At 52.4% G+C, this 24,839-nt stretch carries 21 protein-coding genes and 2 pseudogenes; 11 read left to right on the top strand and 12 right to left on the bottom strand.

The features are described from left to right. Positions 1-17: 17 nt before the first annotated feature. Together istA and istB are read left to right on the top strand one after the other, a co-directional pair. Entirely contained in the window at positions 18-1,046 is a 1,029-nt protein-coding gene (gene istA / locus H2P46_RS05695) for an IS21 family transposase (RefSeq protein ID WP_193403243.1), read from the top strand. Further along, positions 1,043-1,831 carry an IS21-like element helper ATPase IstB gene (gene istB / locus H2P46_RS05690; RefSeq protein WP_193404138.1) on the top strand — a complete coding sequence of 263 codons (789 nt, stop codon included), beginning with the start codon at positions 1,043-1,045 and terminating at the stop codon, positions 1,829-1,831. Before istA ends, istB begins: the two co-directional genes overlap by 4 nt. A 62-nt stretch (positions 1,832-1,893) precedes the next feature. Here the strand turns inward: istB and H2P46_RS05685 are convergent. Together H2P46_RS05685 and rstA are read right to left on the bottom strand one after the other, a co-directional pair. Beyond that, positions 1,894-2,358: pseudogene (locus H2P46_RS05685) on the bottom strand (sensor histidine kinase); the annotation flags it as partial. Beyond that, a complete protein-coding gene (gene rstA, locus H2P46_RS05680) occupies positions 2,355-3,080 on the bottom strand; it encodes a two-component system response regulator RstA (protein ID WP_193404210.1) in 726 nt (241 codons plus the stop codon). The gene rstA and the pseudogene H2P46_RS05685, both read right to left, overlap by 4 nt. A gap of 179 nt (positions 3,081-3,259) precedes the next feature. On the opposite strand from rstA, the gene H2P46_RS05675 reads away from it, so the two are divergent. After that, positions 3,260-3,673, top strand: a complete 414-nt coding sequence (locus tag H2P46_RS05675; RefSeq protein ID WP_193404209.1) for a hypothetical protein — start codon at positions 3,260-3,262, stop codon at positions 3,671-3,673. Here the strand turns inward: H2P46_RS05675 and H2P46_RS05670 are convergent. Both H2P46_RS05670 and ydgH read right to left on the bottom strand, forming a co-directional pair. Next, a complete protein-coding gene (locus H2P46_RS05670; RefSeq protein WP_193404208.1) occupies positions 3,670-5,061 on the bottom strand; it encodes an amino acid permease in 1,392 nt (463 codons plus the stop codon). The two genes, H2P46_RS05675 and H2P46_RS05670, sit on opposite strands and share 4 nt — an antisense overlap. Positions 5,062-5,265: 204 nt before the next feature. Continuing rightward, the gene (gene ydgH / locus H2P46_RS05665; RefSeq protein ID WP_193404207.1) at positions 5,266-6,219 is read right to left on the bottom strand and encodes a DUF1471 family protein YdgH; all 954 of its coding nucleotides are present in this window, start codon (positions 6,217-6,219) and stop codon (positions 5,266-5,268) included. Positions 6,220-6,759: 540 nt separating this feature from the next. Here ydgH and pntA point away from each other — a divergent pair. Continuing rightward, positions 6,760-8,289 carry a Re/Si-specific NAD(P)(+) transhydrogenase subunit alpha gene (gene pntA, locus H2P46_RS05660; protein WP_193404206.1) on the top strand — a complete coding sequence of 510 codons (1,530 nt, stop codon included), beginning with the start codon at positions 6,760-6,762 and terminating at the stop codon, positions 8,287-8,289. 3 nt (positions 8,290-8,292) lie between these two features. Beyond that, complete coding sequence (gene pntB, locus H2P46_RS05655) at positions 8,293-9,681, top strand: Re/Si-specific NAD(P)(+) transhydrogenase subunit beta (protein ID WP_193404205.1); 1,389 nt, start codon at positions 8,293-8,295, stop codon at positions 9,679-9,681. A 58-nt stretch (positions 9,682-9,739) separates the two neighbouring features. On the opposite strand, the gene uspE is transcribed toward pntB, so the two are convergent. Both uspE and H2P46_RS05645 read right to left on the bottom strand, forming a co-directional pair. Then, positions 9,740-10,696 carry a universal stress protein UspE gene (gene uspE / locus H2P46_RS05650; RefSeq protein WP_193404367.1) on the bottom strand — a complete coding sequence of 319 codons (957 nt, stop codon included), beginning with the start codon at positions 10,694-10,696 and terminating at the stop codon, positions 9,740-9,742. Positions 10,697-10,815: 119 nt separating this feature from the next. Then, positions 10,816-11,568 carry an FNR family transcription factor gene (locus H2P46_RS05645; RefSeq protein ID WP_193404204.1) on the bottom strand — a complete coding sequence of 251 codons (753 nt, stop codon included), beginning with the start codon at positions 11,566-11,568 and terminating at the stop codon, positions 10,816-10,818. A gap of 310 nt (positions 11,569-11,878) precedes the next feature. Between H2P46_RS05645 and smrA the strand changes: the two are divergent. After that, positions 11,879-12,447: pseudogene (gene smrA / locus H2P46_RS05640) on the top strand (DNA endonuclease SmrA). Here the strand turns inward: smrA and H2P46_RS05635 are convergent. Beyond that, positions 12,444-13,364 carry a LysR substrate-binding domain-containing protein gene (locus H2P46_RS05635; protein WP_193404203.1) on the bottom strand — a complete coding sequence of 307 codons (921 nt, stop codon included), beginning with the start codon at positions 13,362-13,364 and terminating at the stop codon, positions 12,444-12,446. The pseudogene smrA and the gene H2P46_RS05635 overlap by 4 nt on opposite strands. 327 nt (positions 13,365-13,691) lie before the next feature. Between H2P46_RS05635 and H2P46_RS05630 the strand changes: the two genes are divergently transcribed. Beyond that, entirely contained in the window at positions 13,692-15,026 is a 1,335-nt protein-coding gene (locus H2P46_RS05630; RefSeq protein WP_193404202.1) for an MFS transporter, read from the top strand. Positions 15,027-15,095: 69 nt separating this feature from the next. After that, positions 15,096-16,436: a 2-oxoadipate dioxygenase/decarboxylase HglS gene (gene hglS, locus H2P46_RS05625; RefSeq protein ID WP_193404201.1), complete on the top strand. Its 1,341-nt coding sequence runs from the start codon at positions 15,096-15,098 to the stop codon at positions 16,434-16,436. A 57-nt stretch (positions 16,437-16,493) separates the two neighbouring features. Here hglS and H2P46_RS05620 read toward each other — a convergent pair whose 3' ends face one another. The 4 genes from H2P46_RS05620 to tnpA are packed head-to-tail and all read right to left on the bottom strand — an operon-like array spanning position 16,494 to position 19,194. After that, positions 16,494-16,631 carry a hypothetical protein gene (locus H2P46_RS05620; protein ID WP_193404200.1) on the bottom strand — a complete coding sequence of 46 codons (138 nt, stop codon included), beginning with the start codon at positions 16,629-16,631 and terminating at the stop codon, positions 16,494-16,496. Then, entirely contained in the window at positions 16,624-18,195 is a 1,572-nt protein-coding gene (gene tnpC, locus H2P46_RS05615) for an IS66 family transposase (RefSeq protein WP_193404199.1), read from the bottom strand. The genes H2P46_RS05620 and tnpC overlap by 8 nt, the downstream gene beginning before the upstream one ends. Before the next feature lie 19 nt (positions 18,196-18,214). Then, complete coding sequence (gene tnpB, locus H2P46_RS05610) at positions 18,215-18,562, bottom strand: IS66 family insertion sequence element accessory protein TnpB (RefSeq protein ID WP_193404198.1); 348 nt, start codon at positions 18,560-18,562, stop codon at positions 18,215-18,217. Beyond that, the gene (gene tnpA, locus H2P46_RS05605; RefSeq protein ID WP_193403483.1) at positions 18,559-19,194 is read right to left on the bottom strand and encodes an IS66-like element accessory protein TnpA; all 636 of its coding nucleotides are present in this window, start codon (positions 19,192-19,194) and stop codon (positions 18,559-18,561) included. Before tnpA ends, tnpB begins: the two co-directional genes overlap by 4 nt. Before the next feature lie 123 nt (positions 19,195-19,317). On the opposite strand from tnpA, the gene H2P46_RS05600 reads away from it, so the two are divergent. Together H2P46_RS05600 and H2P46_RS05595 are read left to right on the top strand one after the other, a co-directional pair. After that, positions 19,318-20,838 carry a carboxylesterase/lipase family protein gene (locus H2P46_RS05600; protein ID WP_193404197.1) on the top strand — a complete coding sequence of 507 codons (1,521 nt, stop codon included), beginning with the start codon at positions 19,318-19,320 and terminating at the stop codon, positions 20,836-20,838. A 194-nt stretch (positions 20,839-21,032) separates the two neighbouring features. Beyond that, entirely contained in the window at positions 21,033-22,700 is a 1,668-nt protein-coding gene (locus tag H2P46_RS05595) for a methyl-accepting chemotaxis protein (RefSeq protein ID WP_193404196.1), read from the top strand. On the opposite strand, the gene H2P46_RS05590 is transcribed toward H2P46_RS05595, so the two are convergent. Further along, entirely contained in the window at positions 22,655-23,539 is an 885-nt protein-coding gene (locus tag H2P46_RS05590; protein WP_193404195.1) for a LysR substrate-binding domain-containing protein, read from the bottom strand. The genes H2P46_RS05595 and H2P46_RS05590 overlap by 46 nt on opposite strands. A gap of 126 nt (positions 23,540-23,665) precedes the next feature. On the opposite strand from H2P46_RS05590, the gene H2P46_RS05585 reads away from it, so the two are divergent. After that, a complete protein-coding gene (locus H2P46_RS05585) occupies positions 23,666-24,832 on the top strand; it encodes a methionine aminotransferase (protein WP_193404194.1) in 1,167 nt (388 codons plus the stop codon). Positions 24,833-24,839 lie beyond the last annotated feature (7 nt).

The following is a 24,839-nucleotide window of genomic DNA, read 5'->3' as shown; positions in this document are numbered from 1 at the left end:
GTTTTAAGGCACTGCCAATGATGACATTGGAGACCAGAGTGGAGATTAGTGTTTTACACCGTCAGGGCATGTCGATACGCGCCATCGCGCGCCAGCTTTCATGCTCTCGTGAGACCGTTCGCAGATATATTCGTAGCCCGCTGCCCGTAGCGGATATGCGCTACAAGCCTCGCGCACCCAGACCCTGCAAGCTTGACCCGTTCAAGACCTATATCCTTGAGCGCGTGGCCGCTGCCAGGCCCCTCTGGATACCCGCCAGTGTGCTGCTGCGCGAGATCCGTCAGCGTGGTTACGAGGGTGGTTACAGCATGCTGACCGCTTTCCTGCACCCCATTAAGCAGCCCGTCACTGAAGAGGTAACACGCTTCGAGACCGAGCCTGGCTTTCAGATGCAAGTTGATTTCACCATCATCAGACTCGGTCATAACCCATTGCTGGCCTTTGTCGCCACGCTGGGCTGGAGCCGCGCGACTTTCGTCAAGTTTTACAGCAACCAGGACTCCGCTGCCTGGTGTGACGGCATTGAGTCTGCGCTCAGGTTCTTCGGCGGGACGCCGCATCAGCTGCTGTTCGACAACGCCAAGGCCATCATCATTGAGCGCGATGTCTACGGCCCCGGTAAGCATCGCTGGAACCCGCAGTTGATGCACGTCGCCGAGAAGTATGCCTTTACTCCCAAGGTCTGCCGACCCTATCGCGCCAAGACCAAGGGTAAGGTTGAGCGGTTTAACCATTACCTCAAGAACAGCTTTATCGTGCCTCTTACCGCGACCTTCCGGCAGGCCGGGCTGGTACTGGATGTACCTGCTGCCAACACACGCATCGGCGAGTGGCTGGTCACCGTCGCGAACACACGAGTGCATGGCACCACAGGCGTACCGCCTGAGCAGCGCATGCCGCGCGAGCGTGCTGCGCTATTGCCGTTACCGAAGGTCACGTTGGCATTGCCTGCACCTGTCCCAGCGCTCAGCCAGCGTCCGGTGCCGACCGAGAGCCTGCAACATCCTCTGGCAACGTACCAGGCCTTGCTCGAGGTGCCAGCATGAACCTTCAACATGATCGTATTGCCGCGCTCTGCGAGCAACTCAAGCTCGACCGCCTGCCGGCAGAGTGGCCGGGTGTGGCACAGGCGACCATCGACAACAGCGGCACGCATGCCGACTTCCTGGAAGCCGTTTTGCAGCTCCAGCATGATGGCCAGAACGAACGGCGTCGCCAGACCATTTTGCGGTTATCAGGCCTGCCGGTGATAAAAACACTGGAGCAGTTCGATTACGCCTATGCCAGTGGCGTTCCACGAAGTCAGATCCAGGAGTTGGCGGGTCTGACATTTATCGAACGTCAGGAGAACGTTGTCCTGCTCGGGCCTTCTGGCGTCGGCAAAACGCACCTGGCGACCGCCATTGGCTATAAGGCCGCGATGGCGGGTTTAAGCATTCGGTTCATTACCGCCGCCGACATGATGCTGCAACTGATGGCGTCACATCGTCAGGGTGACCTGAAGGGCTACCTGAACCGCGTCGTAGGTAAACCTAAGCTGTTGATCATCGACGAAGTGGGATATCTGCCGTTCGGTAAAATGGAGGCGAACCTGTTCTTCCAGGTAGTCGCTAAACGGTATGAGTCAGGCAGCGTGATCCTGACCAGCAACCTGCCGTTTACGCAGTGGTCCGGAACGTTTGGTGATGACGAGACACTGACGGCAGCGATGCTGGATCGGCTGCTTAACCATGCGCATATCGCCCAAATCAGCGGCCAAAGCTATCGACTGAAAGATAAGCTGAAAAGCGGTCAACTCCAGAAGAAAACGAAAGCAACAACGCTCGAATGATTCAAAGGGGGTGGGTCAGTTTTACTTTGGCAGGGTGGGTCAGAATTCGATCGGTATTGACAGATAAATACCGGCAGCGCCAGCGACATGCCGATAAAAACCAGCAGGGCAATGTCCAGCAGGCGCATCTGGTGTAGATAAAACAGATAAGGAATCGGCCCAACCGATAACACATAATGGCTACGCGGGATGTGTTGTAAGAACGTGTACTGATCGTCAAGCGCGACGATTTCACCGGCGCGCAGGCGCCGCATATCGTTTTCGTCCAGCTGATATTTATTCAGCGGTTCAATGTGCAGATCAAATGACAAGCCGAGATCAAGGCTTTTAATGGTTTTGTTCCAGTTGCGCGGGGGGATTTCACGTAGCTCGCTGCGGATCAAATACAGCGAGCTGGCCATCAAATCATTCATTGATTGTCGCCCGGCACGTTCAGCCGTGAATTTATAAACCAGACCCACCAGCAACGTCATTACCAGAAAGCAGACAAACAGCAGCAAATAGAACTGAATAAAAAGTTTTCTCATACAGCGCGTGTATCCCACGCCTGTGGAGCAAAAAGATACCCTTTGTTACGAATCGTTTTGATGCGGAACGGTTCGGTCGCGCTGTCGTGCAGCTTTTTGCGCAGGCGCGAAATAGCCACGTCAATACTGCGATCTAACCCATCATAACTTACACCGCGTAAGGTCTTGAGCAGCGCATCACGATTAAGGATCTGTCCGGCGTGGCTGGCCAGAAACCATAACAGCTCAAAATCTGCGGTAGAGAGGGCGATTTGCTCATCAAACAGGGTGACCTGACGATTGAGGGCATCAATCGTTAAAGAGCCAAAACGCAGCATTTTATGCGGCGTATTGCTGATGGGGGATTCACCCGTCTGGCCTTGTTGTGACTGGCGCAAATGAAGGCGTAACCGGGCCAGCAACACCGCAGGAGGAGTAGTTTTCAGAATATAATCTTGTGCGCCCATCTCAAGAGACAGAATATGGTTCATATCGCTGTCAAGCGACGTCAGTAACACAATCGGGCCTTGCCAGTTGGCGCGCAAATCACGGCAGATCGTCATGCCGTCTTTACCGGGCAACATAATATCCAGCATCACCAGATCGGGCTGTGCCTGAGCAATGGTTGCCTCAGCGCGATCGCCGCGCGTCTCAACAATCACATCTATATCATGACGCCCCAAATAAGCGGCAATCAGTGAGCCAACTTCAGGCTCATCTTCAACGTAAACGATTTTGTTCATAATGGGCAAAGGCATGTAAGTACGGGCCGCAGCATAACTTTTCCCGCTATTAAGTTCCGCGCTACCGCACGAAATATCCTTATGTTACTGGTATAGAGCCAGCATGATGTGGCATCATTAGCTCTGCGTTTTTTCGCGCAAGCTTCGGAACCGCAACGATAAACATGAGGAGCGTGAGTGTGTCTGATAAAGAGCTGGCTTCAGCCATATACTGTGACCGCATCTGCTTCAATTACACCGATTTCCTTTCCGCATCTTGTAAAAAACGCTGGAGTTTCGTTGATGCCATTTATGGCGTATTACCGATTTTTGGCATGGTAACACGCAAATCTGCGCACAGTTTACAGGCCAGCGATGAGCATCTAAAAGAATTAGCATTACAAATCATTTCAACGCAGGTGAGTGACGAGATTAACATTGCTCGCCTGATCACGCTGGCTGAACAGCAACATATCAGCCGCTTTGATATTCAGCTGCCTTATCCGCTCTCTGGCCAGCAACTGGATGCAATCCAGCAGGAATACCGTAAACCTCTGACGTTGTCACAGCAGGGTGACCTGCTGTGCGTCTCCATTCCCGGCCAGTCTCATTAGGCCATTAATCGCCACGTTGCAGGCAGTGTTGCTGCAATAATTAATCCCATTGCCACGCGTTCAAGTGACGTAAGCGCAATATCGCTACGGCCGCCACGGCGCGCAAATAAAAATAACAGCATACCTGGCGCATAGAGCACCACCGACATTAGCAGGTGCATTGGACCAGACGCATAAAGCAGCCAGATACCATATAGGCTGGCACCGATACCGATGGCTAACGCCAGCGGCTGTTGCTGACCGCGCACGACCTTGATGAGATATAAACCCACCAGTAAATAGGGCACCAGAATCATTTCGGACGCAATATTTAACAGCGTATTGTAATCGGCATGCGTCAGAGCGATAGCAATCAGGCAAATCTGAACGCTGCCATTCGTCAGCCAAAGTGAAGCAGCAGGCGCATTTCGCGGATTCTGACGAGCGATACTGCGGGGGAAAGCCCCTTGCTGTGCAGCAATAAAAGGGATTTCCGCTGCCATTATCGTCCAGCTCAGATAGGCGCCGCAAACGGAGACAATCAGTCCCAACGCAATAACCGCATCCCCTCCGTAACCAATCAAATGCGTCATTAAACCCGCCATGGAAGGATTACGCATTTCTGCCAGCTCAGCGCGCGGTACGATACCTAACGACAATAATGTCACCAGCAGGTAAACCAGCAGTGCAGCTAACACAGCCAGTAAGGTGGCGCGCCCGACATCTTTTTTATTTCGCGCCCGTGCAGAAACCACTACTGCGCCTTCAACGCCAATAAAGACCCACAAAGTAATTAGCATGGTCTGCTTAATTTGCTCCCACAGCGGTTGTCCGAGCGTGACGCCCGAAAAGTCGAAGTGAAAGCGGTCATAACTGAACGCCATTACGGCCAGGATGATGAACAGCAAGAGTGGAACTAATTTACCCAGTGTTGCCAGCAGATTGATAGCTGCCGCGGTTTGCACCCCACGAAGCACTAAACTATGTACCAGCCACAGGAGCACTGACGCGCCCAGCATAGCCTGCCAGGTGTTACCGTCGCCAAAAACGATACGATCCGGCGTGTCAGTAAAAAAGCTCAGCGCGGAAAATACAATCACCAGATAAGAAACGTTGGCGATCACCGCACACAACCAATATCCCCATGCTGAGCAGAACCCCATCAGTTCGCCAAAACCGGCGCGTGCGTAGGTAAAGATGCCGCCATCTAATTCAGGTTTAAGACGCGTCAGCATCAGCATGGCCAGCGCAAGAAAAATAATGCCAACCCCGGTAATTAGCCAGCCAATGAGCAACGCGGCTGGGCCGGCTACGGCTGCCATATTCTGTGGCAGGCTGAAAACGCCTGCGCCCAGCATGGAACTGAGCACCAGCGCTGTCAGGGCGCCAAGACCTAATTTTTTCTCCAAAACATCCTTCCTGCTAGCATAAGTAACTGGGTAAAACGGCGAATCTTAAATTTATATCGTAGCTCAGATGGAAAAGACGATAAAATCCCCTGAAAAGCAGGCGGCAGATTTTACGGAGTACAGGAAGAGATGGCAACGCGTGTTTATGCAAAATTGGGCAGGAATTATGCAAACAGCCGGGCGGCTGGCACCGCCCGGCGATGATTACTTAAAGAGGTCCGCGGTGACGGTTAAATTACCGCCGCTCTGATTCTGCCATTGGCGTGTGACGTGGTAATATTTGGCACCTTTATCAGCTGCGCGCTTCGCCACTTCTTCAGACACTTCGGTTGGTGAACCGAAATGACCAGTGAAGGTTACGGTATCAAATGGCTGCATTTGCGCTGCGGTAATCGCATTCACTTCCTGAATGGATTTCCCATCTGGCGTCGTTACGGTGTAACGTTTGCCAGTAGAGCTTTGCGTTTCAAAGAAGCGTCCCACGCTGCGGCTTGGTGTTTCAGACGATGCGACGCCCGGAAATTCTACTTTTTTCGCTGCTGCGCCACCCGCTGCCAGAGCAGTTTTACCTGACTGAGAATCAGCCGGAATCAGGTTCGGACTTTGTACCTTACGTTCTTTGGCATCCGCTTTATAAACATAGGCAGTGATGTATTGGTTGCCGCCGTTGTTGGCATCGATCTGACGAATAATAAAGAAAGAGGCTGCGCCTTTAGCTTTCGCGGCTCTGGAAATGGCGTCATTGACATCTGGCTGACTGGCGAAAAAACCACTGGCTGAGACGGTATCGAACGGCTCCAGTAAATAGGCTTCCGCCTTTGGCAGCTCTTTCACACCATTAAAGCTGCGATAGGTTTTTTTGTCTTTCTTTTCAGCTGCATTCGTTTTGTACAGATCGGCGGTGACGCGCCAGTTGCCGCTGTTGCCGTTGCTGTCATTGATACCCTGAATGTAGTAGTAGGCAGCGCCTGACTCATCTGCGCGCTTTGACACCGCGTCGGCAGCATCGCCAATCGCGTTGAAACGGCCGGTGATATTAATACGTTCGAATGGCTTCAACGCGGCCGCTTTTTCCGGCGTGAGTTCCTGTGCAGCAAATGCATTGGCTGCTAACAGCGATAACAAGGTGGACGCCAGAATAGTGTTCTTCAGCTTCATAAAAATGATCCTTCGCCTTACGCAAAAATGAGTACGAAAACGTGCTGGACTCTTGACGTATAACAGATTAGCCGCTGATTATTACATGTTATAAACAGGCTGTCGCAGCCATTTTTTGCGACATATCTCGTTAACCGCTATCGCTTTTTCATTCAATCGTCACGCCTTGCTGTTATGGCTGTGTTTCATTGGGATAACCACTATTAGTGGTAAGGCTTAATGTTATAACAGTTAATGCATTGTTAAATAAAGGTTTTTATCGAAGTGATGTGCGCCATGATACGATTTTTCATAGTCGATAATTTTATTTAACGGACGAATGCCAGTGATAAAAGGCGGAATTTATTCTGTGATACTGAATAATAATGTGAATGTCATAAGGATGTATTATCGCTATAGATCACTCGTCATATTTTCAGTAGGTTATAAACACTTCGAAACAAGTACATTTCATTCATAAGCGCCTGAAACAGTGTTTCAGGCGTTGTGTTGTTGTGTAGCTAACAGGCCATCATCCTTTAACCGATGAAAGGGAACATTATGTTAATTGGAATTCCCAAAGAACGGTTGTTAAACGAATCGCGCGTAGCTGCTACGCCAAAAACGGTTGAACAACTGATTAAGCTGGGTTTTAGCGTGACCATTGAGCATGACGCCGGTAAACGCGCAAGCTTTGAAGATGAAAGCTACGTTGCCGCAGGCGCGACACTTGCTGACCGCCAGCAGGTTTGGCAATCCGCTATCGTTTTGAAAGTGAACGCACCAGACGATGAGGAGATCTCGCTGACCCGTGAAGGCAGCACTCTGGTGAGTTTTATCTGGCCAGCACAAAATCCTGCACTACTGGAAAAACTGGCTGCACGCAATGTTACCGTGATGGCAATGGATTCGGTGCCGCGTATCTCGCGCGCTCAGTCCCTTGATGCGCTGAGCTCAATGGCGAATATTGCGGGTTATCGCGCAATTGTAGAAGCTGCCCATGAATTTGGTCGTTTTTTTACCGGGCAAATTACGGCAGCGGGTAAAGTCCCCCCGGCTAAAGTTATGGTGATTGGCGCAGGTGTGGCAGGGCTGGCGGCAATTGGAGCAGCAGGTAGTCTGGGCGCAATTGTGCGAGCCTTTGACACCCGGCCAGAAGTAAAAGAGCAAGTGCAGAGCATGGGCGCCGAGTTCCTTGAGCTGGATTTTGAAGAGGAAGCAGGTAGCGGCGACGGCTACGCCAAAGTGATGTCGGAAGCCTTCATCAAAGCCGAAATGGCATTGTTCGCGAATCAGGCTAAAGAGGTTGACATTATTGTCACCACCGCTCTGATCCCAGGGAAACCCGCACCAAAGCTGATCACCGAAGAGATGGTGGCCAGCATGAAACCGGGCAGTGTTATCGTCGATCTGGCGGCCCAGACCGGGGGAAACTGTGCTTTAACTGTCGCCGACCAGGTCACAGTAACGCCGAATGGCGTAAAGATTATCGGTTATACCGATCTGCCAAGCCGTCTGCCAACACAATCTTCACAGCTATACGGTACTAATCTGGTCAATCTGATTAAATTACTGTGCAGAGAAAAGAACGGCGACATTGCTGTCGATTTCGACGACGTTGTGGTGCGCGGTGTGACTGTGATTCGTGATGGCGAAATCACCTGGCCAGCTCCGCCGATTCAGGTGTCTGCCACACCGAAAGCGGCAGCTACCGTTGAGCCGGTGCAAAAAACTGACGCTAAACCGACATCACCGCTGCGTAAATACCTGCTGATTGCCCTGGCGATTGTGCTGTTTGCCTGTCTGGCAAACGTAGCGCCGGGCGAATTCCTGTCGCACTTCACGGTTTTTGCGCTGTCCTGCGTGGTGGGGTATTACGTGGTATGGAACGTGAGCCATGCACTGCATACGCCGCTGATGTCGGTAACCAACGCCATCTCAGGCATCATCGTGATCGGCGCGGTACTGCAAATGGGCCACGGCGGATGGGTCACGTTTATTTCCTTTATTGCGGTGCTGATCGCCAGCATCAATATTTTTGGTGGCTTTACGGTCACCCAACGCATGCTGAAAATGTTTCGTAAGGGGTAACACATGTCTGGCGGATTAGTCACTGCAGCATACATTGTTGCCGCAATTCTGTTTATTTGTAGCCTGGCTGGCCTCTCAAAACACGAGACGTCTAAGCAGGGTAATACCTTTGGTATCAGCGGGATGGCGATCGCGCTGATCGCCACTATCTTTGGTCCAGACAGCGGTAATGTGGCCTGGATACTGTTAGCGATGGTGATAGGCGGCGCGATTGGTATACGTCTGGCAAAAAAGGTCGAAATGACCGAAATGCCCGAGCTGGTCGCCATTCTGCACAGCTTCGTTGGTTTAGCCGCAGTGTTAGTTGGCATCAACAGCTATATCGACCATGCGCCTGGCCTGCCGGATGTGATGGAAAACATCCACCTGAGCGAAGTTTTTATCGGGATCTTCATTGGTGCCGTAACGTTTACGGGTTCACTGGTGGCGTTTGGCAAGCTGTGTGGCAAGATTTCATCGCGCCCGCTGATGCTACCGCATCGCCACAAGCTGAACCTGCTAGCGCTGATCGTTTCGTTCCTGTTACTGCTGTGGTTTGTTAATACCGACAGCACCGGCGCGCAGGTATTTGCGCTGTTAGTGATGATAGTGATTGCACTGGCTTTCGGCTGGCATCTGGTGGCGTCAATTGGCGGCGCGGATATGCCTGTGGTGGTTTCCATGCTGAACTCCTATTCGGGGTGGGCGGCAGCGGCAGCGGGATTTATGCTGAGCAATGACTTGCTGATCGTCACCGGCGCGTTAGTCGGTTCTTCGGGTGCCATTCTGTCCTACATTATGTGTAAGGCGATGAACCGCTCCTTTATTAGCGTTATCGCGGGTGGATTTGGTACGGATACCCGCATCGATAGCACAAGCGAAGAAGTCGGGGAGCATCGTGAAATCACCGCTGAAGAAACGGCTGAAGTGCTGAAAGCGTCCTCTTCGGTGATTATCACGCCAGGCTATGGAATGGCTGTGGCGCAAGCGCAGTATCCGGTTGCTGAAATCACCGATAAGTTGCGTGCTCGCGGTATTAACGTCCGTTTCGGCATCCATCCGGTAGCGGGGCGTTTGCCAGGACATATGAACGTACTGTTGGCTGAAGCCAAAGTGCCCTACGATGTCGTGCTGGAGATGGATGAAATCAATGACGACTTCAGCGATACCGATACTGTACTGGTGATTGGTGCTAACGACACGGTGAACCCAGCGGCGCTGGAAGATCCGCACAGTCCTATTGCCGGGATGCCCGTGCTGGAAGTGTGGAAAGCGCAGAACGTGATTGTATTTAAGCGTTCAATGAATACCGGTTACGCCGGCGTGCAGAATCCGCTGTTCTTTAAGGACAATACACAGATGTTATTTGGCGATGCCAAAGCCAGCGTCGAAGGTATTTTAAAAGCACTGTAGTAACCTGTAGAAAAAAGGGCGGCTAAATAAGCCGCCCTTTTTTCAATTCTAATGACGATTAATCGTCCTGATCCTCTTCGTCATCCAAATTAATCGGTGATTTAAAATCATCTGGCTTAATCGCCAGTAAATCACAGCGTAAATGATCGATAACCTGTTCAGCGGTATTACCAAGGAAAGCCGCCGATAAACCGGTACGTCCAATGGTGCCTAAAACCACGACACCTGCGTCTAAATGCCCGGCTAAATCGGGAATCACCTCTTCAGACAATCCCCTCGCAACGTGTGTGAACTCTTCACTAATCGAGAACTTTTGACGCAAGGCTTTCATTGCTACTAAATGCTGGCCGCGAATGGCGTCGTTATATACGCTGGGATCAAAGTCAGGCAGTTCGATGGCGATATTGATCGGCGTGATGGGATAAGCACCGACCAGATGTACTTCGGTGTGGTTAACCATTTCGGCAAGCTTCACCGTTTCGCGAATCAGTTTCTGATTCATTCCATCATGATGCGGCTCTTCGCTGGCGAGGTTAACTGCAACAACGGCTTTGCCGCCTTCCGGCCAGGGCTGATCTTTCACCATCCACACCGGACAAGGACATTTGCGCAACAGATGCCAGTCGGTAGGCGTAAAAATCACCGCTTCGAGGCGATCATGTTGATGCGCCATTTTCAGGACTAAATCATGATTGTGGCTCAAGACTTCCTGAATAATGGCTTCATAAGGTCGGTTGTGCCAGATAACCTTAATCTCAATTTCAACGCCCGCCTCAAGATAAGCATGCGCCTGTTCACAAATCCATTCAGTTCGTTGGCTAATAACACCCTGACGCATTGAAGAGCGTTCATCAGGCGAAAGCAGGGTAGTCATCTCATACGAAAAATCATAAATAGGCAAAAAGGCTTTGATTTTGCCGCCGATGAGTTGATTAAGATAAACCGCCCGGCGTAATGCCGGTTGATCGTCTTGTTGTGCATCAATGGCGACCAGAATATTTTGGTAGCGGGACATAAGGGCACTCTCCATAAACCAAAGCGATTGGATCAAAGATAGCCTATGTTCATGCGGGGAAAAAGAGAAAAAGTTGTTGCCGGATCAATTAAATAACATTTAACGAACCGGCAAATTTATTAAGCTGCCTGATGACTCTGTCCTGCGAGTTCAGCCAGTAACGAATGGTTTTCAATAGTAATATATTTTCCTTTAACCGCCAGCATGCCGCTTTTTTGGAAGCGTCCTAATAAACGACTAATCGTTTCAACGGTCAGGCCGAGATAATTACCAATGTCTCCGCGTGTCATAGTGAGGCGGATTTCGCGCTGTGAAAAACCGCGTTGACCAAAGCGACGCGAGAGATTCCAGACAAACGCCGCTAAACGCTCTTCTGCATTCTTTTTCGATAGCAGCAGGATCATATCCTGATCGCCTTTAATTTCGCCGCTCATCAGACGCATCATCTGCTGACGTAGGGCGGGCATTTTACCGGAAAGATCGTCCAGCGTTTCGAAAGGAATTTCGCATACCATTGCCGTTTCTAATGCCTGTGCAAAGCTGGGATGATTTCCGCCCATGATGGCATCAAATCCCACTAAGTCACCCGCCAGATGAAAACCGGTGATCTGTTCGTCACCTTGTTCAGTGATGGTATAGCTTTTTAGGGTGCCGGAGCGGATGGCGTAAAGCGATTTCAAATCATCACCCGCTTTGAAGAGTGTTTGACCTTTTTGGATGGGTTTTTTACGCTCAATAATATTGTCGAGTTGATCCAGCTCATGCTCGTTAAGCGTAAAAGGGATACATAGCTGGCTGATACTGCAATCCTGGCAGTGAATAGCACAACCGCCTGACTGAATACGTCGAATGCTGCGTTTTTCAGGTATCATAATGATAGCTCTACGATAGTTGCCTGGGGGGAATTTTAACATTTTTCAGGCTGAAGGGAACGTATGCAGGCAGCTTTAAGCTTACAAAGTATAAGGTTGGTTTAATAAATCTAAAACAGAGGAACCACGGGCCGTGAAGCTCAGGCAATGGCGGTTTTGTCACGAAATGTTGCCGTTTTTTTGATCAAAAACATAAATTTTCTTTTGCTGGCTCTCACCAAAAATGCGTTTAGCGTAGCAACTGCCTATTTACTATGATTTCTGACTGAGCCAGTTTTGCATTTCCTCAATAAAACAGGTGTGAATAACCATGAATCTTGATGACGACAATATTTTTCGAGCTGCCATGGGTGAGGTCATTCCACTGAAAGATACGGCCAATACCTTATGGTTAAAATCACCGTCTACTAAGGCACCCCGGCAGAGACAACCCGAAGCGGAGCAGGAAAACTTCCTGACGCGAGGCTATCTGGATATTGTGCCGCTGGATACCTTGCTGGAATACAAAGCGGATGGCATTCAGCAAGGTGTACTGGACAAACTGCGCAAAGGTGGATATCCCCTGGATGCCAGCCTGAATCTGCTGCGCCAGCCGGTTGAAACCTGTCGTCAGGCAGTGTTTAGCTTTATCCAGCAAGCACGCAAAGACAGCCTGCGTAATTTGCTGATTATCCATGGTAAAGGGCGTAACAATGAATCCCACGCTAACATCGTGCGCAGTTATTTGGCTCGCTGGCTGAAACAGTTCGATGATGTACAGTCTTTTTGCGTGGCCCAGAATCAACACGGCGGCAGCGGGGCGTGTTATATGTTGGTATGCGCAAAACCGATAAAGCGCGTCTGGATAACCGCGAACGGCACGCCAAACGCAGCCGTTAATTGTGGAATTTGCGGATGGTCGCCATCAGAACTTCAGCGCTCAGACTCAACGTATTACCGGTCCGGGTGATAATTCCCACCGGTTCGCCGGGGCCAGAAGAGTTAATCGGCAGGGCGCAAACGGCATTGTGGGTCAGATCTTCTTTAATCGCGCCAGAAGGGACAAACCAGATATAGTCATAACGTAATGCAAGCTGACGCGCCAGAGACGTTGATGACGTCTCGACACAATTAGGCGGCAGCACGCAGCCTTGTTCATCCAGCATCTGCTGAGCGATGCGGCGTGGTGCTGTACCTTTAGGTGAAATCACGACTGGCCACTGCATCGCGCGCGAAAGCGTGACGTTGTCACTCAGAAGCGGATGTTCGGGCCGCACCACCAGCTTTAACGTTTCGAGAAACAGTAATTCGTAGGTTAAACCGGTCATCATTTCGCTATCGGCCATTCGGCCAATGCCAATATCAAATTCGCCCGCTTTTAGTCCAGCCAGTAACACATTATTATGCAGCGTCGCAACCTGTACCGTCGTGTTCGATTGCAACTGATGAAAGCGATCCAGGATTTGTGGCAGCATACCCATGGCAGCCGTTGTCAGCGCACCTAAACGAATGATAACAGGACGATCGCTGAGCGGTTCATTAAAACTCTGGCCGGCGCGATTCAGCGCATCCAGAACTTTTACGGCGTGAATAAGAAATTGCTCACCCATCGTCGTGAGTTGCGCGCCCAACCGACCCCGCTCAAAAAGCCGTACACCGGTAAGTTCTTCCAGCTCATTAAGTGTTTTTGATAGCGCAGGCTGACTCAGACTAAGGGTTTCTGCCGCCCGGCCCAGCGTTCCCTGCTGCGCAACGGCAACAAAGGTATGTAAGTGACGCAAGCGAATGCGCTGATTAAAAATGATGTTTTTGTCCATTATTCAAACTTAATGATAATTTCAGCGTGCCAGCAAGCTTAAAAGCTGGAAATTGTTAACTTTACTGCAAAATTACATTAGCAAAATAGCGGCTCGCAGTGGAATCAGCAATAACCTACTGAAATTTGAAAAGAACATGCACCAAAGGGAGTGCCATCGCTGTTTTCAGAGCGGCAGGATAATCAATACCTTACTTATAAAAAGGTTGAATAATTATCAATACGCTATAAAAATCGAACGCCTTATTATTAACGATCGGCTATTATTAGCGCCGTTTTTTTTACTAAAACTGATGTTTAATCCCGATCGCGAAGTGAGGAGTTCTCAGTGACCAGCGTCGAGGCGGTGGATGTTCGCCAGTTAATCAACCAATGTGCGTTAAGCCGTTGGCAAAAAAGGCTGATCGCATTGTGTTTCATTGTGGTCGCCCTTGATGGTATGGACATCGCCATGATGGGATTTATCGCGCCAACGCTTAAAACGGCGTGGGGCGTAACTAATCATCAGTTAGGTATGGTAATCAGTGCAGCCTTGTTTGGACTGGCGCCAGGCGCCATGATCGCAGGACCGCTGGCCGATCGTTATGGTCGCCGAATGATGGTTATCCTCAGCGTCTTTTTCTTTGGTATCTGGACGATCGCCACCGCATTTTCACAAAATATCGAACAGATGATGCAGTTCCGCTTCCTGACCGGGCTGGGATTAGGCGCCGCCATGCCGAATGTGGGGACATTAGTCGCGGAATACGCTCCTGAACGTCGCCGCGCCTTTATTATTACCGTGGTATTTTGTGGCTTCACCTTTGGCGCCGCCAGCGGTGGTTTTGCGGCTTCGTGGCTGCTACCGCGTTATGACTGGCATTCGGTACTGTTACTGGGCGGCGCTTTGCCCTTAATGGTGTTGCCTTTCTTACTACGTGGCCTGCCTGAATCTGTGCGCTTTCTGATTAATCGGCGCGCATCCGCGGCACGTATTCATGCCGTTCTGGAACGTATGCTACCCGGCACCACACGGCCCGATACCGATTTTCATGCTATCGAACCCGTTTCTCAACAAAGCGGGGCCATCAGGACGGTTATTTCCCCGCGCTATTTGTTTGGCAGTATCATGCTGTGGGGCGGCTATTTTATGGGGCTGTTTCTGGTTTATCTGATTGGCAGCTGGCTGCCATCGCTGGTCAGTACATTAGGTATGTCGGTGACTGAAGCCGCGATCATCACTGCAATGTATCAGGCTGGCGGCACTATTGGTTCGCTGTTTGCCGGATGGTTGATGGATCGTTTCAATGCCAGTCTGGCCTTAGCGGCGATCTATTTCTGTGGCGGATTAGCAATTATCGCGCTGGGATTTTCACCTGCTCAGGTAGGCATAATGAGTGGCGTTGCATTCTGTAGCGGCTTCTGTTTTAACGGCGCGAATACCGGAATGAACGCGCTTGCTGCCAGTTATTATCCAACCCATGCCCGCGCCACGGGCTCCAGCTGGATGCATGGCGTGGGACGCATTGGCGCCATTCTCAGCGCCTTTGTCGGTGCGGAAGTCCTGTCGCTTGGCTGGTCGTTTAGTTCTATTTTTTCATTGCTCGCCGTTCCCGCCGTGATCACCAGCCTTATGCTGATACTGAAAAATCGCTATGGCTTTAAGCCGATCACAAAATCATGATTTTTCCCGCTGGCACTATAAGCATTGCATTTAAAGTAGCAGCAATGCTCATACTGCCAGGGGAACAAGATGGACAACTTTCAAAGTGCGGATGCCATCCGTACACGCTTCTCTCAGGCGATGTCAGCCATGTATCAACAGGAAGTGCCGCAATACGGTACGTTGATGCAGTTAGTGATGACGGTTAATGAACGCCGGTTAGAAGCCGATGCTGGCCTGAAAAATCGGCTGTCAGCAGCAGATGAACTCAGCCGCCTTAATATAGAACGTCATGGCGCGATTCGTGTTGGCCGCGCGGAAGAGCTCTCAATGCTGCGACAAATGTTTGCGGTGATGGGCATGTTTCCCGTAGGGTATTACGACCTCTCACAAGCCGGTGTGCCCGTGCATCCTACGGCTTTTCGCCCTGTTGATGATGCCGCCTTACGGCGTAATCCTTTCCGCATTTTCACTTCACTGTTGCGTCTTGAATTAATTGAAGATGAAGTGCTGCGCAAAAAAGCGGCAGAAATTCTGGCGGTTCGCGATATTTTCACGCCACGTTGCCGTCAGCTGATCCTGCAACATCAGCAGCAAGGTGGCTTACATGCAGAAGACGCTGCAATGTTTGTCGATGAAGCACTGGAAACTTTCCGCTGGCATTCGCATAGCAGTGTGGACAGTGAGACTTACCATGTGCTAAATCAGCAGCACCGGCTAATTGCTGATGTGGTGTGCTTCCCCGGCTGCCACATTAATCACCTGACGCCGCGGACACTGGATATTGATCGGGTGCAGGAAATGATGCCGTCGCGCGGTATCGATCCCAAAGTCCTGATTGAAGGTCCGCCCCGTCGCCAGATCCCTATTTTGCTGCGCCAGACCAGTTTTAAAGCGCTTGAGGAACCTGTAATTTTTAACGACGGGCATCAGGGAACACACACCGCACGTTTTGGCGAAATCGAGCAGCGGGGCGTGGCGTTAACCCCCAAAGGCCGCGCGCTTTATGATCGCTTACTGACCGAAGCGGGGAGCGGCACAGATAATCAACAGCATCAACAACAGCTTGCCCGCGTATTCCGTGATTTTCCTGATGATGAAGCGACTCTGCGGCAGCAAGCACTGGCATGGTTTGACTATCGTTTAAGCGAAAAAGGCCAGGCAACGCCACCACGCCACGGGGAAGACCTGGAGACGTTAATTGCTGAAGGGCGCGTGATAGCCGATCCTGTTATTTATGAAGATTTTTTGCCTGTCAGCGCCGCAGGCATTTTCCAGTCAAACTTAGGTGATAAAACGCAAGTGCACTCTGCCGGACAGTCCAGCCGCGCGAGCTTTGAGCGCGCCTTAGGAAGTGAAGTAAAAGATGAGATGCAGCTGTATGCTGAGCGGCAACAGCGTTCGCTTCAGCGCTGTGGCTTAGTGAACTAAAAGAGAAGGCGATACGCTTCGCCTTTTTTAGATTTATCCATCAGGCGCCTCTGCCGGTCACAATAAAATGCGAAAGAAAGCCACGCCGCTGCCCGTTCTGTAGTTTTGATTAGCTTGCTCAACGCTTTTTCCCTCTTCAGCATATTCTGCAAATGGGGTAAGCGTCTCATCCAGACCGTATTGACGCTCAGACAAAAGTGAGATCGACCTTCCAGGGCAGCAGATCACGGACCCGGTTCACCGGCCAGTCCTGGATATGACCGATGACGTAACGCAGCCACGCCTCCGGTTCCACGCCGTTAAGCCGGCAGGTGCCGATCAGCGAGTACAGTACCGCAGCACGTTCCCCGCCCGCGTCTGAACCCGCGAACAGCCAGTTTTTCCGCCCCAGGGCAACGCCACGCAGCGCGTTCTCTGCGATGTTATTGTCTATCTCGGCCCAGCCGTTGCTGCAGTACAGGTTCAGCGCATCCCACTGCTTCAGCAGGTACGAGAACGCCTTCGCCGTATCCGAGTGGCGCGACAGCACCTTCATCTGTGCCTGTACCCAGTCGTACAGCGACTGCATCAGCGGGACCGTCTGCTCTTTCCGGACCGCCAGCCGCTCCTCTGCCGGGCTGCCGCGTATCTCCGCCTCGATGGCATACAGTTTACCGATGCGCTTCAGCGCTTCGGTTGTGACGTCGGTCGGTGTGCGGACGTGAACGTCATGGATTTTTCGCCGGGCGTGCGCCATGCAGGCCGCTTCGGCGATACGGCCGTCTTCGTACAGTGCGTTGTAGCCGCCGTAAGCATCGGCCTGCAGGATACCGCTGTATCCGGCAAGGTGTTGCTGCGGATGTATCCCCTTACGGTCCGGCGAGTACGCGAACCACACCGCCGGGGGAAGCGGTGAGCCCGCGTTACGGTCGTCCCGCACGTAGACCCACAGCCGGGCCGTGCGGGTTTTACCGCTGCCCGGCTCCTGAACCGGCACAGGGATATCGTCGGTATGCACCTTGCCCGGAATCAGCACGTACTGGCGCAGCAGGTCATACAGCGGCTCCAGCAGTTCGCTGACCGCACCGGACCAGCGCCCCAGTGTGGCACGACTCAGCTCCACGCACTGACGCCGGTATATCTCTGACTGACGATAGTGAGGCGTGTGCTCTGCGAACTTTGCCGTGACGATGCGCGCCAGCAGCCCGGGACCCGCGTAGCTGCGCTCTATGGGTTTTGCCGGCATGGTCGCCTGAACGATGTGGTCACATCCACAGCAGGCCAGTTTTGGCCGCTGCGTTTCGATAACCTTAAAGGCGCTGCTGATGAGCTCCAGCTGCTCCGATACGTCGCAGCCCAGCGCGCTGAGCTCTCCGCCGCACGACGGGCAGGCGGTTTCTGCCGGCGACAGCGTGCGGGTTTCGCGGGGGAGTGTGGCCGGTAATGGTTTACGGGCAGAAGACTGGCGCAGCGGTTGCGGAACCACCGGGTCATGCTGCTCACCCAGCGCCTCAGCCATCTCCTCCTGCAGGGCGCCGATGCGCTCTTCAGCCTCGCGCACCTGGCGCTGCGTTTTCTCACGCAGCTTTTCGGAGCTTTTGCCGAACTGCATGCGCTGAAGCTTAGTGATCAGCGCCTTCAGCCGGTTGATTTCGCTGGCGTACGCCGCCACCCGCTGTGAGAGCAGGCGGTTATACTCCGCCATTTTGCGGATGGTGGTCTGCTGCTCCAGCAGCAGCGCCCTGAGCCGGGCGTTTTCATCGGGAAGGGATGCGTCCATAACCCCATTTTACAGCAGGTTATATCCGCAGGCCAGGCCGTTCAGTCCGCTGTGGGTGCTTCCAGTTAATGCCTTCCAGCAGCCTGGAGAGCTGCGCAGGCGTCAGATGCACTTTTCCGTCACGGGTCACCGGCCAGACGAAGCGCCCCCGCTCCAGTCGTTTGGTGAACAGGCACAGGCCGTCCCGGTCGGCCCACAGCACCTTTATCATGTCGCCGCGACGACCGCGAAAGATAAACAGATGACCGCTGAACGGATCGGTGCGAAGCGTGTTCTGCACTTTCGCTGCCAGCCCGTTGAAGCTACAGCGCATATCTGTCACGCCAGCAACCAGCCAGATCCGCGAACCTGCCGGAAAGCTAATCATGACTCACCCTCCCTGAGTTCGCTGACCAGTGCGCGCAGAAGTTCAGGCGTCAGCGGGCCAGTCAGGTTGAGGCTTCCACCTGGCAACGTCAGCCTGCAGCTGATGACCGGTGGCAGGTCTGCTGATACGACGCCGTTTTGCCTGGGCGGAGGGACAACAGGCTCCATAGTAACCGGAATCAGAGTCGCTCTGTTGGCCGGATCCAGTAGCCCCTGACGATGCAGATTGCGCCAGTTGAACAGCAGATTATCGTTAATGCCATGCTCACGGGCAATTTGAGCCACACAGGCGTCCGGCTGCAGGGTCAGCTCCGCCATGCGAATTTTGAATTCCAGAGGCCAGTCCGGCCGGCGTTTTTTTACAGGAAGATTTGTCTCAAGATTGAAGGCATAGAGCTCTTCCTCCAGGCGTTCAGGCGTGTATTCTTCCGACAATGGCCAGTTAATTCCGGTTCGTCGAAAACGCGTGAACATTTTATGTATGGCAGATGAGCTAAGGTTCAGTTGTTCTGCTATTTCACGGTAAGTCAGAGCCTCATTAAAGCGCAGGCTCAGCGCTGTGAAGATCCATGGTCTTCTGGTGTAAGGCGTATTTTTGTCCACGGTAGTGTCCATGTTCGCGAAAGTGTCCATGGTAGGAAACGCGGGCAAAAATAAAAGACGGTCTGGATGAGACGCTTACCAAATGGGCCTCAGTCATAGACAAGGTCTTAAGCCCTGCAAATAATGGAAAGACGCTTGAACAGGGAACTGGTAATGAAAAATGAAACAGGTCTGAGGATTATGACTGCGGAAGGCGAGTTGCGAGGGAGCATGGACGATGATCTCTTTGTCTTCAAAGGCATACCCTATGCCGCTGCGCCAGAAGGCCCGCTTCGCTGGCGCGCCCCGCAACCCGTTAAGCCCTGGCAGACTGTGCGCGACGCCACACTTTTTGGTGCTGCCAGTTGGCAGAACCGTGAATATTGCCTGGCTGTAGGCGGTGGCGATCCCGGGAATTTTAGTGAGGATTGTCTGTATCTTAATGTCTGGACACCAGACATCGAACCGGTGAAGCCGTTACCGGTGATGGTCTGGCTGCACGGCGGCGGCTACACTATCGGCGCGGGCGGGTTAGCGCCTTATAACGGCAAACCACTGGCATCACGCGGCGCGGTTGTCGTTACGGTCAATTACCGTTTAGGGCACCTGGGATTCTTTGCCCATCCCGCGTTGGACAAGGAATGCCCAGCCAATGGGATGGTGAATAATTTTGGCCTGCTCGACCAAATTGCCGCGCTGCAATGGGTACAACGCAACATTCCTGCTTTTGGCGGCGATCGCCGCAATGTCACCCTGTTTGGCGAATCATCAGGCGCACGTAGCGTGCTGTCGCTGTGCTGTTCACCGCTGGCCGAAGCTCTGTTCCATAAAGGCATCGTTCAAAGCGCCTACAGTTTGCCAGACGTACCACGCAAAAAAGCGTTGCAGCAGGGAATTAACGTAGCAAAACATTTTGGTTTAGACGAGAACGTCAGCGCTGAGCAGTTGCGTGACTTGCCAGCCGATGCGTTCTGGTCATTAGATCGGCCATTGATGACTGGTCCGGTCCCGATTGCGGGTGATGTCGTTTTACCTGAGCCGATGCTGGAGACATTTTTCGCTGCCCGACAACATCGCGTGCCGCTTATAGCGGGCAGCAATAGCGATGAAGCCAGCGTACTGGAATATTTCGATGTCGATGCCACAGCGATTCTTCATCAGTTGCGTGATAAAAATCGTTTCAGCTATCGCCTGTTAAAATGGATGTATGACATCCATGATGATAAATGCCTGGGTCGGGCAGTCGCGCGCGACATGGCCTTTAGCATCATCCCCTGGCTGGTTATGCGTGCGCAACATAATGTCGGCATGCCCGGCTGGCGCTACTGGTTTGATTACGTCTCGGAAAATGCCCGCGATCTTTATCCTCACGGCACCTGGCATGGCAATGAAGTCCCCTACGTAATGAATACTTTAGCCCATATGCCGAACGCGAATGATGATCGGGTCTATACCGCAAAGGATCGGGCCTTTTCTGATCGGGTAAGTCATTACTGGTTTACCTTTGCGCGCGATGCCAGCGAGTTTAAGCAGACGCTGGAAGGCGAAGTGCCCTGGCCTGCATGGCACCCAGGCGCAGACATCACGCTGTCACTGGGCGATCAACAACAGGATCGGCTGGTGCTAAAGCGCAACTTTATGAAGGCTCGCATGCGGCTGTTTCGCCTGATGATGACAAAGATGGTTAAGCTCTGAACGAACAATATTTTAATCTGTTAGCAAATTTATTTGCGTATAACACCACGATTATTAAGCTATTTACCAGCGGAAAACGGTAAGTTAGTTAACATAGCTAACAAACATGTTACATCTTCATTGTTCCCTGCCGATAACCCCTGTATGCCCGTTTTAAGCGGGCCAACACCGGTTATCACCGTAAAGGATTTGGTATGGGAATTTTCAAAAACTTCACAATTCGCACTGTCCTGCTCTCCGTTCTGGGGCTGTTTTGTTTACTCTGGAGCGGCGTCGGTCTGTTTAGTATTCATTCTCTTGGCACATTAAGCGAAGGCAATGAAGTTGACCGTCATCTTGTAGAACAAATGACAGTGCTGAGTCAGGGCAACGACCAATATTTTCGCGTTGTGACGAGGCTTTCACGTGTGATGGAAAGTAAAGCGTCTGGCGCAACACCCGCCGATAGCGCGTGGGAGCCGGTACAGCTTGCGCTCGGTAACATGACCCAAAAGCTGGCGCGCTTTAAGCAGCTGGCACCCGGCCCGATGGATGTCGAGGTGGTCAATAACGTTATCGATAGCTGGCAGAAGTTGCTGGATGAAGGCGTTTCGCCACAATTGCAACGTGCTCGCCAGGAAAGCGTTGATGCCTATCGCCAGCAGGCCAATAACGTTACGCCAGCATTAAGCCGCGCCTTTGGTGCCAGCGCCGAGAAGTTTAATCAGGCCGCGGCAGTTAAACTGGGCGAAACACGGATTGCTGTTGATCACCTGACCGCGATAACTAAAGTCATTATCATGATTGCGGTGATAGCAGGCTTACTGATTTTGCTGTTCACCGATCGTTACTTAGCGGCGATGCTGGTTAAGCCCTTAGGGCGGTTGCGTGCGCATTTCATCCTGATTGCCAATGGTGATCTGAGCCAGCCAGTACATGAATTTGGTCGCAACTGTGTGGGTAAACTGGTGCCGTTGCTGAGTGCGATGCAGGAGAGCCTGCGTGAAGCGGTTGGCGCTATTCGTAGCGGGGCTGAAAATATTTCACGCGGAGCCGCTGAGATTTCTGCCGGCAATAATGATCTGTCGTCACGCACGGAAGAACAAGCCGCGGCGCTGGAGCAAACCGCTGCCAGCATGGAACAGCTGACCTCCACGGTAAAATTCAATGCCGACAACGCGCGCCAGGCCAGTACGCTGGCTGAAACAGCTTCAACCACCGCGCAGCAAGGTGGCAATCTGGTCAGTGAAGTGATCAATACCATGAACGGCATTTCAGGTAGCTCGAAGAAAATTGCTGAAATTACCAGTGTGATTAACGGCATTGCGTTTCAGACCAACATCCTCGCCCTTAACGCGGCGGTTGAAGCGGCACGCGCCGGTGAACAAGGGCGTGGTTTTGCTGTGGTTGCCAGCGAAGTGCGTAACCTGGCGCAGCGCAGTGCCGGCGCAGCCAAAGAGATCGCGACGCTCATCGAAGACTCTGTACAGCGCGTGGAGAAGGGCGCTGAACTGGTTGGCACCACCGGTACAACCATGAATGACATTCTTAAATCGGTACAGAATGTGGATGCGATCATGAAGCAGATTGCGGCCGCCTCAGAAGAGCAAAGCAAAGGTATATCGCAGGTTGGCGTGGCAGTGACAGAAATGGATAGCGTTACACAGCAGAACGCCTCGCTGGTAGAGGAAGTTTCCGCCGCAGCCAGCGCGCTGGCGCTTCAAACCGAAGCACTACAAGCCTCGGTAGCGAAATTCCGCCTGTCAGAGAGCTGCCACGCTCTTCGGCCAGCGCCAGCGGTCAGCCAGCCATTAAAATCCCCCGCTTTGGTTCCGGCTCAGGCTAAACCGGTCGCCGACAACGGGGATTGGGTCACTTTCTGAGACTGACACAGCCAAGCCACCAAATCCTGCAGGAAAGGTGGCGCATCACCCGCCGGTCGCTGCAATAAACTGTACGCCGCCCCGGTCTTCACCTCGCCAGCGAAAGGCGCTATTAGCCTGCCGCTGGCAATATCATTCTCCACCAGATTACTGTCCGCCATAGTGACGCCAAATCCCTGAATGGCCGCACTGATAGCCAGATCCATGGTCGCGAAATGCTGATTACGCTTCATGGATACCTCTACCTGACAGGCATCCAGCCATAACTGCCAGTCGCGTGTATCATGGGTGGGATGCAAAAATGTCATACCCGCTAAATTAGCTGGCGTGGCGGGAGGCGGTGAGCCCGCCGCCATTACCGGCACCATCGATTCCTCAAATAACAGAATCGCTCCGGGTTGCGGCTTGCCATAGACAATCGCGGCATCAAAATTATCCAGTTGCGAAGCATGATCGAGCGTGGTGGTTAAGGCGACATGCAGCTCAGGGTGCTGTTGTTCAAGCAAAACCAGCCGTGGCACCAGCCAGCGCATGGCGCAGGTGGGCGCTTTAAGGCGAATGCTGGCATTACTGCGGCTGGCCTTTTCAGTTGCCTTCAGCATGATTCCAAAGCCCTGACGCAGTTCAGGCAACAGCGCCGCGCCCTGTGGCGTCAGGCGCAAGCCGCGCGCATGACGATCAAACAGGGCGAAACCCAGCCAGCTTTCCAGCGCTGCGATCTTACGGCTCACCGCGCCTTGTGTCAGGCACAGTTCGCTGGCCGCATGGGTGAGATTTTCATGGCGTGCCGTCACCAGAAACGCATGAATGGCATTGAGTGGAAGCGATGAGCGTGACACATGAACCTCAAGCTATGCATTTTTATCATGGCTATTATGACAACAATTCGCTTGTTGTCTCAAGCAGTAGTCCGTTGAATAGAAATTTACGCATTTTAGCTGTTTATGCATTTAACCGGAGTAACTATGTCTCTGAAATCGCCCGTACAGATCTCCTCAAAACTGCCCGACGTCGGCACCACCATTTTTAGCGTCATCGGACAGCTCTCGACCCAGCACAAGGCAATTAATCTGTCGCAAGGCGCACCGAACTTTCCCTGCGATCCCGCATTGGTAGAAGCGGTTAGCCGGGCAATGCGGGAAGGCCATAACCAATACGCTCCCATGACCGGCTTACCGGCACTGAGAGAAGCGTTAGCCAACAAAGTTCATGCGCTTTACGGCCAGCGCTACGATCCTGCCAGCGAAGTATTAATCACTGGCAGCGCCAGCCAGGGCATCTACATGGCGATTTCAGCGCTGGTGCATCCGGGGGATGAAGTCATTTTCTTCGAACCGGCGTTCGACAGCTATGCGCCAGTGGTACGTTTGCAGGGCGGCAAACCGATTGGCCTGAAATTGCAGATGCCAGAATTTGCCATTAACTGGGATGAATTGCAGGCAGCGCTGACGTCGCGCACCCGGATGATCATCATCAATACGCCGCACAACCCAAGCGCACAGGTGTTGACGCCAGCGGATCTTGACCGGCTGGCGGCCTTAACTCGTCACACCAATATTGTGGTGTTGTCTGACGAAGTATACGAACACATTCTGTTTGATGGCCGCAAACACTGTGGTATGGCAACACACCCGGATCTGGCCGAGCGCAGCGTCATCGTTTCGTCGTTCGGCAAAACTTTTCACGTTACCGGCTGGCGTGTGGGATATTGTCTGGCTCCGGCTGCGCTAATGACTGAACTGGTAAAAGTTCATCAGTTTATGATGTATGCCGCCGACACGCCGATGCAGGTGGGTTTCGCACACTATTTGCAAAATGCCGAAAATTATCTTTCGCTGTCGTCTTTTTATCAGCAGAAGCGCGATCATCTACAAACGTTGATGCAGAATTCCCCTTTCAGGCTGCTGCCGTGTGCGGGTTCGTTCTTTATGTTAGCGAGTTACGGTCATTTCAGTAACGAATCCGATAGCGAAATGGTTAAACGCCTTATTGTCGATCACGGTGTGGCCACCATTCCGTTATCGGCATTTTATATGGATGGCACAGACAATAAACTCATCCGTCTTTCGTTCGCAAAAGACGACGCGACGTTGCAGGCTGGCGCTGCGGCGCTGTGCGACGTCAAACAATAATCAGGGG

It is taken from the genome of Mixta mediterraneensis, assembly GCF_014946725.1.
Taxonomy (GTDB): domain Bacteria; phylum Pseudomonadota; class Gammaproteobacteria; order Enterobacterales; family Enterobacteriaceae; genus Pantoea; species Pantoea mediterraneensis.
This window is presented reverse-complemented; position numbering and strand designations above follow the sequence as displayed.